Here is a 16,421-nt window from a genome sequence, read left to right as displayed (position 1 = left end):
GAGCTATCGTTAATCTCGATACAGTCGAAGTCCGGCAAGTTTGTTATAGTAGCCGGCCGCCTTGCCGTAACCGCCGATACAGGAAGAGTATGATCGCCAACCATCCCGAACGAGAACAAATCCGCCTTGAAAATGTCCTTTTTGCGCTGGGTAACCCGCTGCGACTGGGGATTGTTAAATCGCTCGCCGGTGGCGAAGAACTCACCTGCGGCGCTTTGCGTCAGGACGTAGCGAAGTCGACCATGACCCACCACTGGCGCGTATTGCGCGATAGCGGCGTAATTTGGCAGCGCCCTCAGGGACGTGAGAATCTGATTTCGTTGAGGCGTGAAGATCTGGACGCACGGTTTCCCGGCCTGCTGGAAACCTTACTGCGGGTTATGGTGAACGAGGCATAAAAAAACCGCCCATGAAGGCGGTCAGATTGATGACAAACAGCCGAAAAACGTGGTTTTCGACTGTTTGGGGCAAACCAGAAAACATTATTCATTGTTTTTATTAGACCTGGGTTCAGTCTTTTTTAGAGCAATGAACTTTGTCAGCAGCCTCACCACCGCGCATGAAGGCGGTTATTTTAGATTCACTGAAGTTATTCAGCTTTGGTATCGGCCACTTTCTGCTCGCCCATCACTTTCAGCTTCTTAGAGATTTCACGACGCTCTTTAGACAGCTCGGCGTTTTTGATGATGTAGTCATCCACGCGGTCTTCGTAGTCGGTTTTCATGCTGGCGATAATGCCCTGCACCGCTTCGATGCTCATGCCCGGCTTGATGTAGTCGCTCAGGTTATCAAGCAGCAGCACACGCTTCTGGTTGTCACGGATCTTTTTCTCTACGTCCTGAATTTCACGCTGCAGTTTGTTTTTACGACGGAACAGACGAACAAACTCCAGAACGTCCTGGAAGGTAGGTTTGATATTTTCCATTTTTACACCCCTGCTAAATTGGTACTCGGATTCGTTAAGACAACCGCCATAACCTTAGTCGTCGCGGTTGACGATGACAATTTTTTTGTCAATCTGACTGACGGGCTGGCCCTATCTTAACCTCAATTTCTGCTGAATCGAAACAAGCATTGTCATTTCTGCACTTTACGCGCGCTATTTGCGCAGCGCCCGGCAAATAAGATGCGACAGCAGCTCAAGCTGGCGGGCCAGTTCGAGGCTAAGCCAGACGTAGCCATGAATCGGCGTCTCCTGCAGCGCGCTTCCCTTACCCTCTTCCATCAGTTGCCGTAGTTCCAGAACGATTTCATTCAGCTTTTCAGTGTTGGCAGCGATTGGCGAAGGATTTCCTTCATGCAGCGCCTTCGCAATGGCCGCCAGCGTTCGCTGCGTCATCTGCTGCGTGTCGCGCAGCGTATGGGCGTTGATCATCACGAAATGGCTGGCCCGCGTTGCCCAGTAGGCGTTTATCTGCAGCTCGAGAGTACAGACCATGTTGCGGTTGATGGTCTGAATGGCTTCAAAAACTGACTTCTGAATGCGGGTTTCTTTGCTGGCAGGGCCAATCAAGGCACGCATTTTAACAACGTCATTGAGGATCTTCTGCAGCGGTTTTTCCAGCCGCGGGCGGTCCACGAGGTTTGGCGAAAAACCGGCGGTATAGACCTTACCGAACGCCTGCACGAAGGTCGCCATCTGGATGCGCCAGTGAATAAACGCGCGCTGTGGGTAAACGCTGGTGAACAACATTGCCAGAAGAGAGCCAAAAATAACGTCGCCACTTCGCCACAGCGCAATCTCCATGTCGCCCGGAGGCGCACCCACGACCACCGAGAGCGTGATGCCGATAAGCAGAGCCTGGTATGGGCGTTTGCCGAGTGCCAGATAGCCGCACAGGAACATTGCCAGCCCGCACCAGATAATCATCAGCGGCAGAGAGAAAAGCTCAAGCTTGAGGGCTATCAGCCCTATGGCCGCCCCAAAGATGGTGCCGCCAATGCGCTGGAAGGCACGAGGAACCACGTTTCCCCAAAAGGAGATAGGCCCCATTACCACCACCAGCGTGATCAGCGGCCAGGTCCCTTCCGGGATCTGCAGCAGGCGAACCAGAACAAACGTCAGCACAAAAGCAAGGGCGATGCGTATACCGTGGGCAACGCGATAGTTGCGGTAAATACGGATCTCAAACGGGGTCAGTGATTTGTCGGGACGCACACCCGGCTCTCCGGAAACAAAAAAGAAATTGTACCCGTTTTTCTTATAAAGAAATCATAAAGCCTCGGAGCGCAGGGCTTTTACGCGGGATATTTCACGTTTCTTTGCTGAATATCAGAAATGGGGCGGCAACCTGCCGCCCAGGTTGACCGACGCTAACGCAGCCAGGGGGTGACCGTAACCCCAACCAGCAAACCTTCAGGGCTCAGCAGGCGTGACACCGTTTGCCCCCAGGGCTCCAGGCGGTTATCCACCAGCATTTTGTAGCCTGCCTGTTTCAGCACCGCCGTCGCCTGCCCGACGTCTTCCACTTCAAACTCCACCCAGCTTTGTGGCGCACTAACGTCTTCAGGCCAGCTGCCCACGCCAAAACAGGATTGTGCCGCCTGAGCCAGCGGCCAGAGTGCGAAATGTTTCACGCCGTCCAGCGCGCCGTTCTCCGTTGCCAGATAGTCTTCGTTGCCTTCCATAGCCTTCAGCGGCAGGCCAAGCACCTGCTGATAAAATTCGGCGCTTGCCGCCACGTCACGCGGGACAGGGCCATAACCGGCAATGAATAACACCTTTAACCCTGCGATAGCTTCCGTCATGATTCTCTCCTGTCAGGCTTTAGCGACCGGGATATACATATCAATTTCCCATACGCCGGTTGCAGACCCGTCGTTCAGGTAGATTTCATAGCAGGGTTTTCCGGTTAACCGATAGCCGCCGTCGGCCTCTATCTGGTCGAAAAAGTTTTCCCAGGCCTGCTGGAAAGCTTCATTTTCCACCCTGGCGTGCCCGATGGCGTAGGTATCGGCCTCGATAGCCGTGACGACTACGCCTTCGCTGTTCGCCGGAACCTTGAAGTCATCAGAAACGCCGAGCACGGTGTCAACGCGGAGCTTTTCCGCCGGAACGACATCGGGATCGTCGTAGTAAACAGCCAGCCATTCTCCATTCAGGCTGTGGGTTTGTGCCCACATCGCCAGCTGACCAAAACCCTGCGGAACCGTGGTTTCCCAAGGCCCGACCAGATGAAAGCCGGCCACTTTTCGCGCCGGAACGTGCTGAACTTTAAATGTCATACTGCCTCCACGCTGATGAATAAATACACTGTACGTTTATACACTATAGCGTTTATGGCGTCGGCACAAGCTGCCAGTTTTGGGAGCTGTTTCGCAAGAAACAGGGACAAAAAAGCCGCGCAGGAAGCGCGGCTCAAGAGCGTGGTAAATGGATTAAAGCGTACGGCTGATGAAGTCGCCGAGACGTGAAAACAGCCCGCCTTTCTCTACCGGCGTGAGGTTCACCAGAGGCCACTGGGAGATAAGCTTGTCGCCATCGAACAGCTGAATCTCGCCCACCTGAGCATTGGCTGCCAGCGGCGCCTCCATATCCTGCTTGCTCAACACATATTTGGCCTTGATGTTGGGGACTTCAGCTTTAGGCAGCGCCAGAAAAACGTCCTGATCCGGGCCAACGCTGATGTCTGGCTTATCGCCGTACCAGATGTGCTCGCTGCCGATGGCTTTGCCTTTTTGCAATACCTGCACGGTGTCGAAGTTATCCTGCCCCCAGTGCAGCAGTTTGCGGGCCTGCTCTTCGCGCCCTTTTGAGCTAAGGCCGCCCATAATAACCGCAATCAGTCGGCGCTGGCCGAGCACGCTGGAGGCGATAATGTTGAACCCGGCGCTTTCGGTATGCCCCGTTTTCAGGCCGTCAACGTTCAGGGCTTTATCCCACAGCAGGCCGTTACGGTTCTGTTGGGTAATGCCGTTCCAGGTGAGGCTGCGCTCGCTGTACATATGGTAGAACTGCGGCTCGCCGTGGATGATAGCGCGGGACAGAACGGCCAGATCATAGGCCGAACTGTGCTGCCCCGGCGCGTCCAGGCCGTGAACGGTTTCAAAATGGGTGTCATGCAGGCCAAGCTGCTCGACATAGTGGTTCATCATGCCGACAAACTGCTTTTGCCCGCCGGCCACATAATCTGCCAGCGCGACGCAGGCATCGTTACCGGAATCAATAATAAGCCCCCGGCTTAAGTCACGTACGGTGACCCTGTCGCCCGGTTTAATAAACATCAGCGATGAGCCATCAAAGACCGGGTTGCCTTTTGCCCAGGCGTCTTTCCCCACCGTGACCACATCGTCCGGCGTGATACGTTTGCTGTCGATAGCGCGGTCTACCACATAGCCGGTCATCAGCTTTGTCAGGCTGGCCGGATTACGCTGGACGTGCTCGTTACCTGCGGTCAGCACCTGCCCGGTGGTGTAATCCATCAGCACCCATGCGCCAGCCTGAACCTGCGGCGGCTGCGGCTGATGGGGGAAAATATCATCAGCAAACGCGGAGTTAACGGAAAGGGACAAAAAGCTCAGGGCAACAAGCAGGCGGGTTTTCAACGGAATATCCTCAAAGACTTAATTTACAGCGGCTCGTTTTACGGGAGTTCTTGTTAATTTGCTTCTTTAAATTGCAAGAAAATATGACATTTCATATTTGGTAATAATAATGAATGATATTTGTACGAATATATTCCTGCCGAAAGTTGCCCTGCGTTTATTCTGATATTCCCCGATTGCGCGACTTTCTGATTGTGGCGGCTTTGATTCATTTTTACTCTGACCGAAGAAAATACAGATATAGGTCATCTTATAGTGGAAAGTAAACGCTGGTCTCCCGAGCTGGAAGGGCTGCGCGGTCTGGCATCGCTCTGGGTTCTGCTCGGCCACATTTGTTTGCTGGTGCAATGCCGCATCCCCGTGCTCTACGATCCGGGCATGGGGGTTGATTTATTTATTTTGCTGTCCGGTTATTTGATGGCAAAAAATTATCAGGAACGACGGGAAAAAGAGCCGTGGAATAGCCCCAACACATTTCGCGTATTCTGGCTGCGTCGCTTCTTTCGCATCGCCCCACTCTATTATTTACTGCTGATAATTGCCCTGTTCTTTGGCGGCTGGTTTGGCGAAATGCGCGATATAATCGCCAGCGCCTGGCCGACTACCGCCACGGCAAGCAGCCGCTATGCCGACCATTCCGTTACTAACATTGTCAGCCACCTGTCGTTTATTTTCGGCCTGCTGCCGGAATACTCCTTCCGCACCGTATTGCCCGACTGGAGTATTGGGCTTGAGATGCAGTATTACCTGCTCTTCCCGTTCATCATGTTGCTGGTGATGCGCTACGGGTTTGCGGTCAGCGCCGCGCTGCTGATGGTCGTTTGCCTGGCGGCGCGCTGGCTCTTTCCGGACTACTTCAACGCCTTCCCGATGCCGTCGATGATCCTGATAAAGCTGCCGCTGTTTATCGCCGGTATGCTGATATCTCACACGGTGATGCAGAGAAACCTGCGCTATTGCGCGCTGGCGCTGCTCGCCCCCGTCATTGCCTGGCAGATGCATATTGCGGAAACTCACCTGCGGCTGGCAGCGGAGTGCGTGATGATTGTTGGGATGACGCTGCTGCTCTGGCAGCATCAGGGCGAAAGCCGCCTGAGCCGGATGACAGACGCTCCGCGCAGGCTGCTCACCTGCCGGTTTAGCCTGTTCCTCGGGGACGTGTCTTACTCGGTGTATCTGCTGCACCTGATGCTTGTGATTCCCGTCATCGGCCTGCTGGTTCGCTACACCGCCTTTGCCCACCAACCTTCTCTCATTCGATTCCTGATTGTAACGGTGATAGCGCTGCCGGCCGTCTGGCTGATTGCAGTTGTGCTGTACCACAAGGTAGAAAAACGCGGTATCGCGCTGGGTAAACGCTTGATTAGCCGCGTCGGGCTAAAGTCCCAGCGGGCCACATCTTAAACGCGCTTTTCCTTCTGATGAGCCAGCAGATGGTTTACCATTGAGCCAGAATACAACTAGCTCAATGGTAACTTCTGTGTCTGATTCTGCTCCCCTTGCTACATTTCTTTTTCACGATTACGAGACCTTCGGCAAAAGCCCTTCGCTGGACTGGCCGGCCCAGTTTGCCGCCATCCGCACCGACGGCGAATTTAACGTTATTGGCGATCCGGAAGTGTTTTACTGCAAGCCTGCGGATGACTACCTGCCTCAGCCAGAAGCCGTGATGATTACCGGCATAACGCCTCAGCAGGCGCTGGCGCGTGGCGAAAACGAAGCGGATTTTGCAAAGCGTATTCACGGTATTTTTACCGTGCCGAAGACCTGCGTGGTGGGCTACAACAACGTGCGCTTCGACGATGAAGTGACACGTAATATCTTCTACCGCAACTTCTACGATCCTTACGCCTGGAGCTGGCAGAACGATAATTCCCGCTGGGATTTACTCGACGTGATGCGCGCCTGCTACGCCCTTCGCCCGGAAGGTATCGTCTGGCCGGAAAACGAAGACGGGCTGCCAAGCTTCCGTCTTGAGCACCTGACGAAGGCTAACGGCATTGAACACGCCAACGCACACGATGCCATGTCAGACGTCTATGCGACCATCGCCATGGCGCAGCTGGTTAAAACACGTCAGCCGCGCCTGTTTGACTATCTCTACAGCCACCGCTCGAAGCAAAAACTACAGACGCTGATTGATATCCCGCTGATGAAGCCGCTGGTTCACGTGTCCGGCATGTTCGGTGCACAGCGCGGCAATACCAGCTGGATAGCGCCGCTGGCCTGGCATCCCGATAACCGCAATGCCGTGATTATGGTGGACCTGGCCGGGGATATTTCCCCGCTACTGGAGCTGGACGCCGGCACCCTGCGCGACCGCCTGTATACGCCAAAATCCGAGCTGGGGGATAACGCCGCGGTGCCGATCAAGCTGGTGCATCTGAATAAGTGCCCGGTACTTGCCGTCGCCAACACGCTGCGGCCGGAAGATGCCGAGCGCCTCGGCATAAACCGCCAGCGCTGCCTTGATAACCTGAAAGTGCTGCGTGAGCATCCGGAAGTTCGTGAAAAAGTGGTGAGGCTGTTTGCCGAGGCCGAACCATTTGTGCCTTCCGATAACGTTGATGCCCAGCTTTACAACGGTTTCTTCAGCGATGCTGACCGCGCCGCAATGCGCATCGTGCTGGAAACTGACCCGCAGAATCTACCGGCGCTGGATATCACCTTTGCCGATAAGCGTATCGAGCAGCTGCTGTTTAACTACCGGGCGCGCAACTGGCCGGGCACGTTAAGCGAAGAAGAGCAAAACCGCTGGCTGCAGCACCGCCGCGATGTGCTTTCTCAGGAAGCCCTGCAGGCCTACGCCCTTGAGCTGGAAACGCTGTATAACCAGCATGAAGGTGATAAAGAGAAACTGGCGTTGTTGAAAGCGCTGTTTGAATACGCGCAATACCTGGTCGGTTAACGCTTTTTACAGACAAAAAAAATGGCTCCCACCGGGAGCCATTCTTATTTCATCAAAACTGATTAAGCGATGTCTTCGTTGTACTGTGGAACCGGGTTACGGAAGCTGCGGGTTACGCAGGCAACGTAAATCAGACCGATTGCACCCCAAATCAGGCCGAGGATCATCGAGCTTTGCTCCAGATTAATCCACAGCGCGCCTACGGTCAGAGCACCGATAGTCGGCAGCACCAGGTAGTTGAAATGGTCTTTCAGTGACTTGTTGCGCTTTTCGCGGATCCAGAACTGCGAGATAACCGACAGGTTAACGAAGGTAAAGGCAACCAGCGCACCGAAGTTAATCAGCGCAGTTGCGGTTACCAGGTCAAAGTCGATAGCCATCAGCGCTACGGCACCCACCAGCAGCACGTTAAACGCCGGGGTACGCCATTTCGGATGAATGTAGCCGAAGAAGCGGTTCGGGAACACGCCGTCACGGCCCATCACGTACATCAGGCGAGAAACGCCGGTGTGCGCCGCCATACCGGAAGCCAGCACGGTAATGGTGGAGAAGATAAGCGCGCCAACCTGGAAAGCTTTACCCGCCACGAACAGCATGATTTCAGGCTGAGACGCGTCCGGATCTTTAAAGCGAGAGATATCCGGGAAATACAGCTGCAGGAAATAGGTCGAAACGATGAAGATCATGCCGCCAATCAGCGCGGTCAGGAAGATAGCCCGAGGAATCACACGCTCGGCGTCTTTGGTCTCTTCAGACAGGTTGCTGATGCCGTCAAATCCGGTGAACGAGAAGCACAGGATAGTTGCCCCGGTAATCATCGGTGCAATATGGGCGTTTTCAGACCAGAACGGTTTGCTGCTTGTGAGAGTACCCGCGCCTTCACCCCCGGAAACGCCGTAAACCACCATGCCCATAATGACCGCAATCAGCACGATTTGCAGCAGCACGATGACGCTGTTGAAGTTGGCAACGGTTTTTACACTGCGCAGGTTAGAGACGGTCATAAAGCCAACCAGCACCACTACGAAGATCCACGAAGGGACGCCGGGTACCAGAGCTTCAAAATAGATTTTTGCCAGCAGGATGTTAATCATCGGCGCGAACAGATAGTCCAGCAGCGAGGACCAGCCCACCATAAAACCGACCAGCGGGTTAATGGATTTTTGGGCGTAGGTATAAGCAGAACCCGCAGACGGGAAACGACGCACCAGCTTGCCATAGCTCAGCGCGGTGAACAGAATCGCCACCAGAGCAAAGGCATAAGCCGTCGGCACATGGCCATCGGTCATCCCGGAAACAATACCGAAAGTATCAAACAAGGTCATCGGCTGCATGTAGGCAAGGCCCATCATAACTACCGGAACCAGCGTCAGGGTCTTACGCAGACCTGGGCGGGTGTTTGCACCTGCGGTGACGTTAAGCGACATGGTTGTTTCCCTCAATAGAGAAAGCCTGCGCAAAAGCAAAAATCTGCCCCATCTGAATTTCCTCGGCGACACGACTGTCGTTTTTTAAAAGCTAGTATCTATCCGGTACGAAGCCCGGCCTCTTGGTTTTTTTGGCAAATGCCGTTTGTCTGACTTAATTGATTGCAAAAAAATAACCGACGTCTCTTAAACGTCGGTTAGTCTTCTATTTTTGCTGGCGCGTATTTTGCACCATACGGCGCCACAATGACAAGATGTTAAAGCCATCTTTGGCAATTTCTTTTTCAGCGTCTGGCGGAAGTAAAACCTCCCACATTCAGCACTGCAGAAGAAGATAGGCCTGTCCACGCGTATCACTGCTCTAACGTACTGCCTGGCTGACATTGAACATAGCCGCGCTATGCAAAAATCGCCAGTCATAAAGAGGCTATTTTTCTACCGGCATATACACCTGAGCAATGCGCTGGTCGCTGACGATTTTCTCACGCCACCATTCACTGGCGAGCCCGTCAGTTTGTTCATTCCAGCCAATCCACACCGGGACATAGGACACCTGCCCCGCGACCTGCTTTTCGACCAGCGCGCCGCTGTCGATATAACGCTGCGCCATATAGCGCGGCATATACCCGCAGCCAATGCCGCTGATTTGCAGTTCGAGCTTGGTTTTGAAGTCAAATACGGTGATGGCTTCCTGCTCTTCAAGCAGATGCATAGCTCGAGCAGATTCTATTCTGGAGGTGTCTCCCACCACCACGGCGCGTGACTGCTTGATTAATCGCCGGGGAAGTGGCTCCCCGGCCTTTGCCAGCGGATGATGCGGAGCCACAACAAAAACGATTTCCAGCCGGCCTAACAGAGTAAAGCCGAAACCGCTCAGCGAGGGTGGTTCGCTCATCGCCCCAACGATAATATCCGCCCGCCCTTGGGTGAGCGCTTCCCACGAGCCGCCAAGCACATCGTTGATGAATTTAAGGCGAGTCACGCTATAGCTTTGGTAGAACGCTTCGATTAACGGTGTAAGCAGAGAAAACGGAAAGGCGTTATCAACCCCGATGGTGAGTTCGTGCTCCCAGCCCTGCTGGAGCTTAATGGCCTGCTGTTCCAGTTCACGAACCGAGTGCAGGATTTCTCGCCCTTTTTCCAGCAGTAGCTGGCCGGTTCGCGTAAAACGCGCCCGATGACCGCTGCGGTCGAGAATTTGAATATTAAGGTCGCTTTCCAGTTTTTGAACGCTGTAGCTCAGCGCCGAAGGGGTTTTAAAAAGCTTTGCCGCCGCGGCAGCAAAGCTCCCTTCTTTATCCAGCGCATCGAGAATTATCAGCACGTCAAGCAAAGGTTTAATACTCACCCCCGGGTGCGCTTAGCACGCCGGGGCTGAACTTACTGCATCGGCATGACCAGCGGATTAGGATATTGATACTCGAAGCCTAGCTCATTACAGATACGGCTGCCGTCAATCAGCTTGCCGTGGCCGGTTTCGGCTTCTTTGCGGAACAGCGGCGCCTCCAGGCCAATTTGCCGGGCCATGTGCGAATAAAACTCTTCGCGCGTTGGGTGGGTTGGCGCGCAGAGATTATAAATGTGTCCGCCTTTCGGTGCCTGAAGCAGCAGCGTAATGGCAGCAATGACGTCTTCCAGATGCACCAGGTTTACGCCGTGCTGCCCGTTCGCAACATCCTTTTTCCCCGCCAGAAAACGCCCGGGGTGGCGTTCCGGCCCCACCAGCCCGGCAAGCCGGAGAATATCCACCGACGTCCCCGGCAGCTTGTGCAGCCAGTCTTCAAGTTCTTTAAGTACTTTACCGCTGGCGGTGACGGGCCGCAGCGGCGTCGTCTCTTTCACGCTCCCCTCGCCTTCGCCATATACCGAGGTCGAACTGGTAAAAATGATGCGGGGAACGGAATGCGCGAGCGCGCTATCGACAATTTCCTGCACCGCCTGAAGATAAAAGTCATCGCCTTCACCGCTGCGTCGGGCGGGAAGCGTGACCACTAATGCATCGACGTCCAGCAGCTCAGCCAGATCGTCACTGTCGCATACCAGTTCCGGCTGCAGCTGCAGCTGATAACTTTCAATTCCGCACATGCGGGCAGCTTCTACGCCATCCAGCGTCGTTTTGCTTCCGCTGACCTGAAAGCCCCGCGCTGACAATGAGAGCGCCAGCGGCATTCCCAACCACCCTAAACCGACTATCGCGACCCTTTTCATGCCTTGTCTCCTGACCTTGCAGCATTATCTTCTGACGAGTGAATTTAGCTCTCCGTTAAGGCTACGCCACCCAGGCAGAACTGACAATTCCCGCAGCCAAACAGAATATTAATGAACCGGGAAAAAACCCCTTGCACTCAACGCGTAATCTGGTTTACGTTAATTGGCACATAATGAATAGTCATTCATACGAGAATTTTATGACACGCGCTCAGTTTAAAAACCACCATCATCACCATCACCCTGACTAGTCTTTCAGGCGATTGGTGCTGGGAGACGAAAAGATCTTCCAGTGGTGCGTGAACGCGAGAAAAAGCCCCCGGAAGATATCTTCCGGGGGCTTTTTTATTGGGCGTCAGACAGGAATGAATAAGGGGTAACTACCGATGACCGACAACAACCGTTTACGCATAGCTATGCAGAAATCTGGCCGTCTTAGCGACGATTCACGCGAATTACTGGCCCGCTGCGGCATAAAAATCAACCTGCACACGCAGCGCCTGATTGCGCTGGCGGAAAACATGCCGATCGACATTCTGCGCGTCCGTGATGACGACATTCCAGGGCTGGTGATGGACGGCGTAGTTGACCTCGGTATTATCGGTGAAAACGTCCTCGAAGAAGAGTTACTGACGCGCCGCGCTCAGGGTGACGATCCTCGCTATTACACGCTGCGCCGCCTGGACTTCGGCGGCTGCCGCCTGTCGCTGGCCACCGCCGTGGACGAGCCGTGGGATGGCCCGGCCGGCCTCAATAACAAACGTATCGCGACCTCTTACCCGCACCTGTTAAAACGCTACCTCGACCAGAAAGGCGTGCAGTTTAAATCCTGCCTGCTGAACGGGTCGGTGGAAGTGGCTCCGCGCGCTGGCCTGGCCGACGCCATCTGCGATCTGGTGTCTACCGGCGCAACGCTTGAGGCCAACGGCCTGCGTGAAGTGGAAGTTATCTATCGCTCCAAAGCCTGCCTGATCCAGCGCGATGGCGAAATGCCGGAAGCCAAACAGCAGCTGATCGACAAGCTGCTGACCCGTATCCAGGGCGTGATTCAGGCCCGCGAGTCCAAGTACATCATGCTGCACGCGCCAACCGAGCGTCTGGACGAAGTGATTGCCCTGCTGCCGGGTGCCGAGCGCCCAACCATTCTGCCGCTGGCAGGCGACCAGCAGCGCGTGGCGATGCACATGGTCAGCAGCGAAACGCTGTTCTGGGAAACCATGGAGAAGCTGAAAGCGCTGGGCGCCAGCTCTATTCTGGTACTGCCCATTGAGAAGATGATGGAGTGATGTGATGAGCAACTTCAACACGCTGATTAACTGGAACGACTGCGACGAAGCCGCTCGCCGTGCGCTGCTGATGCGCCCGGCCATCTCCGCTTCGGACAGCATTACCCGCACCGTGGCAGAAATCCTGGATAACGTTAAAAGCAACGGTGACGAAGCCCTGCGCGAGTACAGCGCGAAGTTCGATAAAACTGAAGTGAAGCAACTGCAGGTCACTCAGCAGCAAATCGATGAAGCCGTGGCGAGACTCGGCGACGAGATTAAAGAGGCGATGGCCGTGGCCGTCGCTAACATTGAGAAGTTCCACCTTGCGCAGCAGCTTGCTCCGGTAGATGTGGAAACTATGCCCGGCGTGCGCTGCCAGCAGGTTACCCGCCCGGTAGCCTCCGTTGGCCTGTACATCCCTGGCGGCTCCGCCCCGCTGTTTTCCACCGTGCTGATGCTGGCCACGCCGGCCCGCATCGCTGGCTGCAAAAAAGTGGTGCTTTGCTCTCCGCCACCGATTGCCGACGAAATTCTTTATGCGGCCCAGCTTTGCGGCGTGCAGGAAGTGTTTCAGGTAGGCGGCGCGCAGGCCATTGCCGCTCTGGCGCTTGGTACGGAAAGCATTCCGAAAGTGGACAAAATATTTGGACCCGGCAACGCCTTCGTCACCGAAGCGAAGCGCCAGGTTAGCCAGCGTCTCGACGGCGCGGCCATCGATATGCCCGCAGGCCCGTCTGAAGTGCTGGTGATTGCAGACAGTGGCGCAACGCCTGACTTCGTGGCCTCTGACCTGCTTTCTCAGGCGGAACACGGCCCGGATTCTCAGGTGGTCTTGCTAACCCCGGACAGCGCCATGGCTCAGGCCGTTGCCGAGGCCGTTGAGCGCCAGCTGGCTGCCCTGCCTCGCGCAGAAACTGCCCGCAAGGCGCTGGAAAGCAGCCGCTTAATTATCGCTCGTGATTTAGCGCAATGTATCGAGATATCAAACCAATACGGCCCTGAGCACCTGATCATCCAGACGCGCAACGCCCGTGAGCTGGTGGATGACATTACCAGCGCAGGTTCGGTGTTCCTTGGCGACTGGTCGCCTGAGTCCGCGGGCGATTATGCCTCCGGGACGAATCACGTGCTGCCGACCTACGGTTACACCTCCACCTGCTCAAGCCTTGGGCTGGCGGACTTCCAGAAGCGGATGACCGTGCAGGAACTCTCTCCTCAAGGTTTTGCCTCGCTGGCAAAAACCATTGAGATCCTGGCCGCCGCCGAGCAGCTGACCGCCCACAAAAACGCCGTAACCCTACGCGTCGCCGCCCTTAAGGAGCAAGCATGAGCATCGAAGAGTTAGCCCGCGCCAACGTTCGCGCCCTGACCCCTTATCAGTCCGCCCGCCGCCTGGGCGGGAACGGCGACGTGTGGCTGAACGCCAACGAATACCCGACGCCGGTAGAATTTCAGTTAACCGCGCAGACGCTGAACCGCTACCCGGAGTGCCAGCCAAAGCAGGTCATCGCCAACTATGCCAGCTACGCGGGCGTGAAGCCTGAGCAGGTTTTGGTGAGCCGTGGTGCGGATGAAGGCATTGAACTGCTGATTCGCGCGTTTTGCGAACCGGGCAAAGACGCCATTCTCTATTGCCCGCCGACGTACGGCATGTACACCGTCAGCGCCGAGACTTTTGGCGTAGAGTGCCGCACCGTTGCCACGCTGGATAACTGGCAGCTTGACCTGCCGGTGATTGCAGAAAACCTCGACGGCGTAAAAGTCGTTTATGTTTGTAGCCCGAATAACCCGACCGGCCAGTTGATTAATCCGCAGGATCTGCGCGTGCTGCTGGAAATGACCCGCGGCAAAGCGCTGGTGGTTGCCGACGAAGCGTATATCGAATTCTGCCCACAGGCGACGCTGGCAGGCTGGCTGAAAGAATACCCAAACCTGGTCGTGCTGCGTACGCTCTCTAAAGCGTTTGCGCTGGCGGGCCTGCGCTGCGGCTTTACGCTGGCGAATGAAGAAGTTATTAATCTGCTGCTAAAAGTCATCGCCCCTTACCCGCTTTCTACGCCGGTGGCCGACATCGCCGCCCAGGCGCTTAGCCCGCAGGGCATTAACGCGATGCGCGAGCGCGTTGCCGAAGTGCTGCTGAATCGCCAGTACCTGATCAATGAGCTGAAAAGCGTCCCTTGCGTTGAGCAGGTTTTCGACAGCGAAACCAATTACGTTATCGCCAGAATTACCGCCTCCAGCGCGGTCTTTAAATCGCTGTGGGATCAGGGCATTATCTTACGTGACCAGTATAAACAACCGACGTTAAGCGGCTGCCTGCGCATCAGCATTGGCACACGCGAAGAGTGCCAGCGCGCTATCGATGCGCTGCGTCAGCAACCCGGCCTGCAGGCCACGGAGAGCAAATGAGCCAGAAAGTACTTTTTATCGACCGCGACGGGACCTTGATTTCCGAGCCACCGAGCGATTACCAGGTCGACCGCATGGAGAAACTCGCCTTTGAGCCTGCGGTGATCCCGGCTCTGCTGCAGCTGCAAAAGGCGGGCTACCGCCTGGTGATGATCACCAATCAGGACGGGCTGGGCACTGCCAGCTTCCCGCAGGCCGATTTCGACGGCCCGCACAACCTGATGATGCAGGTGCTGACCTCTCAGGACATCATTTTCGATGAAGTGCTGATTTGCCCTCACCTGCCTGCGGACAACTGCGGCTGCCGCAAGCCAAAGCTGGCGCTGGTGACCGGGTATCTGCAGGAAGGCGCACTGGATAAAGCCAACAGCTACGTGATTGGCGACCGCGCGACGGACATCGAGCTGGCCGAAAATATGGGCATTCAGGGACTGCGCTACAACAGCGACGGTCTGGACTGGAAGCAAATCGCCGAGAAACTCACTAAGCGCGATCGCTACGCTCACGTAGAACGCAATACTAAAGAAACGCAGATTGACGTCAAAGTCTGGCTGGATCGCGAAGGCGGCAGCAAAATTGCCACCGGCGTCGGCTTCTTTGACCACATGCTGGACCAGATCTGCACCCACGGCGGCTTCCGCATGGAGATCGCGGTTAAGGGCGATCTGTACATCGACGATCACCACACCGTCGAAGATACCGGCCTGGCGCTGGGCGAGGCGCTTAAGCTGGCGCTGGGCGACAAACGCGGCATCACTCGTTTTGGCTTTGTGCTGCCGATGGATGAATGTCTGGCCCGCTGTGCGCTGGATATCTCCGGCCGCCCGCACCTCGAATACAAAGCCGAGTTCAACTACCAGCGCGTGGGTGACCTCAGCACCGAGATGGTGGAGCACTTCTTCCGCTCGCTTTCTTACACCATGGGTGTGACGCTGCACCTGAAGACCAAAGGCAAGAACGATCACCACCGCGTGGAGAGCCTGTTCAAAGTCTTTGGCCGCACCCTACGCCAGGCGATTCGCGTCGAGGGCGATACGCTCCCCTCTTCGAAAGGAGTGCTCTAATGAACGTGGTGATCCTCGATACGGGCTGCGCCAACCTGCATTCGGTGAAGTCGGCCATTCAGCGCCACGGATATGAGCCGCAGGTGAGCCGTGATCCGGATGTGGTACTGCGCGCCGATAAGCTATTTTTACCCGGCGTAGGCACCGCTCAGGCAGCGATGAACCAAATCATTGAGCGCGATCTGGTGGAGCTGATCAAAGCCTGTACTCAGCCCGTGCTGGGCATTTGCCTGGGTATGCAGCTCCTCGGCAGCCGCAGCGACGAAAGCAATGGCGTCGAGATGCTGGGCATTATCGAGCAGCCGGTGTTGCAGATGAAAGATTTTGGCCTGCCGCTGCCGCACATGGGCTGGAACCGGGTTTACCCGAAAGCGGGCGACCGCCTGTTCCGCGGCATTGACGACGGGGCGTACTTCTACTTCGTCCACAGCTATGCGATGCCGGTCTGCGAAAATACTATCGCCCAGGCGAACTACGGCGAAGCTTTCACCGCGGCGGTACAAAAGGATAACTTCTGGGGCGTTCAGTTCCACCCTGAGCGTTCCGGTGCGGCTGGCTCTCAGCTGCTGAAAAACTTTCTGGAGATGTAGGC

The 16,421-nt window shown here is 55.7% G+C and carries 17 protein-coding genes and 1 other annotated feature; of the genes, 9 read left to right on the top strand and 8 right to left on the bottom strand.

Features of this window, described 5'->3' with window-relative positions; genetic code table 11:
• The first annotated feature begins 89 nt into the window (after positions 1–89).
• Positions 90–398 (top strand): ArsR/SmtB family transcription factor, encoded by a 309-nt coding sequence (locus JT31_RS20260; protein ID WP_038481382.1) that lies wholly within the window; start codon positions 90–92, stop codon positions 396–398.
• A gap of 191 nt (positions 399–589) precedes the next feature.
• Here JT31_RS20260 and JT31_RS20255 read toward each other — a convergent pair whose 3' ends face one another.
• The 5 genes from JT31_RS20255 to dacD all read right to left on the bottom strand — a co-directional run bounded on the left by JT31_RS20255 (position 590) and on the right by dacD (position 4,545).
• Positions 590–925, bottom strand: coding sequence for a DUF496 family protein (locus JT31_RS20255; protein WP_038481379.1), 336 nt, complete (start codon positions 923–925; stop codon positions 590–592).
• Positions 926–1,099: 174 nt separating this feature from the next.
• On the bottom strand, positions 1,100–2,158 hold the full coding sequence (locus tag JT31_RS20250) for an FUSC family protein (protein WP_038481376.1): 1,059 nt from the start codon (positions 2,156–2,158) through the stop codon (positions 1,100–1,102).
• Between the two features lie 155 nt (positions 2,159–2,313).
• Positions 2,314–2,748: a VOC family protein gene (locus JT31_RS20245; protein WP_038481373.1), complete on the bottom strand. Its 435-nt coding sequence runs from the start codon at positions 2,746–2,748 to the stop codon at positions 2,314–2,316.
• A 12-nt stretch (positions 2,749–2,760) separates the two neighbouring features.
• Entirely contained in the window at positions 2,761–3,225 is a 465-nt protein-coding gene (gene sbmC, locus JT31_RS20240) for a DNA gyrase inhibitor SbmC (protein ID WP_038481370.1), read from the bottom strand.
• A 153-nt stretch (positions 3,226–3,378) separates the two neighbouring features.
• Positions 3,379–4,545 carry a serine-type D-Ala-D-Ala carboxypeptidase DacD gene (dacD, locus tag JT31_RS20235; RefSeq protein ID WP_038481367.1) on the bottom strand — a complete coding sequence of 389 codons (1,167 nt, stop codon included), beginning with the start codon at positions 4,543–4,545 and terminating at the stop codon, positions 3,379–3,381.
• Positions 4,546–4,797: 252 nt separating this feature from the next.
• On the opposite strand from dacD, the gene JT31_RS20230 reads away from it, so the two are divergent.
• A complete protein-coding gene (locus tag JT31_RS20230; RefSeq protein WP_038481364.1) occupies positions 4,798–5,949 on the top strand; it encodes an acyltransferase family protein in 1,152 nt (383 codons plus the stop codon).
• 76 nt (positions 5,950–6,025) lie between these two features.
• A complete protein-coding gene (sbcB, locus tag JT31_RS20225) occupies positions 6,026–7,453 on the top strand; it encodes an exodeoxyribonuclease I (RefSeq protein ID WP_038481361.1) in 1,428 nt (475 codons plus the stop codon).
• Between the two features lie 62 nt (positions 7,454–7,515).
• Here sbcB and JT31_RS20220 read toward each other — a convergent pair whose 3' ends face one another.
• The 3 genes from JT31_RS20220 to JT31_RS20210 form a co-directional block, all read right to left on the bottom strand.
• A complete protein-coding gene (locus JT31_RS20220) occupies positions 7,516–8,880 on the bottom strand; it encodes an APC family permease (protein ID WP_038481358.1) in 1,365 nt (454 codons plus the stop codon).
• Between the two features lie 427 nt (positions 8,881–9,307).
• Positions 9,308–10,222: a LysR substrate-binding domain-containing protein gene (locus JT31_RS20215; protein WP_038483379.1), complete on the bottom strand. Its 915-nt coding sequence runs from the start codon at positions 10,220–10,222 to the stop codon at positions 9,308–9,310.
• A 38-nt stretch (positions 10,223–10,260) separates the two neighbouring features.
• A complete protein-coding gene (locus JT31_RS20210; RefSeq protein ID WP_038481355.1) occupies positions 10,261–11,088 on the bottom strand; it encodes an SDR family oxidoreductase in 828 nt (275 codons plus the stop codon).
• A gap of 200 nt (positions 11,089–11,288) precedes the next feature.
• Between JT31_RS20210 and hisL the strand changes: the two genes are divergently transcribed.
• The 6 genes from hisL (at position 11,289) to hisH (ending at position 16,419) form a co-directional block, all read left to right on the top strand.
• On the top strand, positions 11,289–11,339 hold the full coding sequence (hisL, locus tag JT31_RS23795) for a his operon leader peptide (protein ID WP_126358378.1): 51 nt from the start codon (positions 11,289–11,291) through the stop codon (positions 11,337–11,339).
• Positions 11,315–11,437: a sequence feature (His leader region), on the top strand. (Overlaps the previous gene by 25 nt.)
• 37 nt (positions 11,438–11,474) lie before the next feature.
• Positions 11,475–12,374: an ATP phosphoribosyltransferase gene (gene hisG / locus JT31_RS20205; RefSeq protein WP_038481352.1), complete on the top strand. Its 900-nt coding sequence runs from the start codon at positions 11,475–11,477 to the stop codon at positions 12,372–12,374.
• Positions 12,375–12,378: 4 nt separating this feature from the next.
• Positions 12,379–13,686, top strand: coding sequence for a histidinol dehydrogenase (gene hisD / locus JT31_RS20200; protein WP_038481349.1), 1,308 nt, complete (start codon positions 12,379–12,381; stop codon positions 13,684–13,686).
• A complete protein-coding gene (hisC, locus tag JT31_RS20195; protein ID WP_038481346.1) occupies positions 13,683–14,765 on the top strand; it encodes a histidinol-phosphate transaminase in 1,083 nt (360 codons plus the stop codon). The genes hisD and hisC overlap by 4 nt, the downstream gene beginning before the upstream one ends.
• Positions 14,762–15,829: a bifunctional histidinol-phosphatase/imidazoleglycerol-phosphate dehydratase HisB gene (hisB, locus tag JT31_RS20190; RefSeq protein WP_038481343.1), complete on the top strand. Its 1,068-nt coding sequence runs from the start codon at positions 14,762–14,764 to the stop codon at positions 15,827–15,829. Before hisC ends, hisB begins: the two co-directional genes overlap by 4 nt.
• Positions 15,829–16,419, top strand: a complete 591-nt coding sequence (hisH, locus tag JT31_RS20185; protein ID WP_038481340.1) for an imidazole glycerol phosphate synthase subunit HisH — start codon at positions 15,829–15,831, stop codon at positions 16,417–16,419. The genes hisB and hisH overlap by 1 nt, the downstream gene beginning before the upstream one ends.
• Positions 16,420–16,421 lie beyond the last annotated feature (2 nt).

Source organism: Cedecea neteri (assembly GCF_000757825.1).
In the GTDB taxonomy this organism is placed as follows: domain Bacteria; phylum Pseudomonadota; class Gammaproteobacteria; order Enterobacterales; family Enterobacteriaceae; genus Cedecea; species Cedecea selenatireducens.
This window is presented reverse-complemented; position numbering and strand designations above follow the sequence as displayed.

Coding starts and splice junctions, on each gene's coding strand:
- hisC (WP_038481346.1), top strand. CDS start 13,683: ATGAGCATCGAAGAGTTAGCCCGCGCCAACGTTCGCGCCCTGACCCCT.
- JT31_RS20220 (WP_038481358.1), bottom strand. CDS start 8,880: ATGTCGCTTAACGTCACCGCAGGTGCAAACACCCGCCCAGGTCTGCGT.
- JT31_RS20260 (WP_038481382.1), top strand. CDS start 90: ATGATCGCCAACCATCCCGAACGAGAACAAATCCGCCTTGAAAATGTC.
- sbmC (WP_038481370.1), bottom strand. CDS start 3,225: ATGACATTTAAAGTTCAGCACGTTCCGGCGCGAAAAGTGGCCGGCTTT.
- JT31_RS20245 (WP_038481373.1), bottom strand. CDS start 2,748: ATGACGGAAGCTATCGCAGGGTTAAAGGTGTTATTCATTGCCGGTTAT.
- JT31_RS20255 (WP_038481379.1), bottom strand. CDS start 925: ATGGAAAATATCAAACCTACCTTCCAGGACGTTCTGGAGTTTGTTCGT.
- hisG (WP_038481352.1), top strand. CDS start 11,475: ATGACCGACAACAACCGTTTACGCATAGCTATGCAGAAATCTGGCCGT.
- hisH (WP_038481340.1), top strand. CDS start 15,829: ATGAACGTGGTGATCCTCGATACGGGCTGCGCCAACCTGCATTCGGTG.
- hisB (WP_038481343.1), top strand. CDS start 14,762: ATGAGCCAGAAAGTACTTTTTATCGACCGCGACGGGACCTTGATTTCC.
- hisD (WP_038481349.1), top strand. CDS start 12,379: ATGAGCAACTTCAACACGCTGATTAACTGGAACGACTGCGACGAAGCC.
- JT31_RS20210 (WP_038481355.1), bottom strand. CDS start 11,088: ATGAAAAGGGTCGCGATAGTCGGTTTAGGGTGGTTGGGAATGCCGCTG.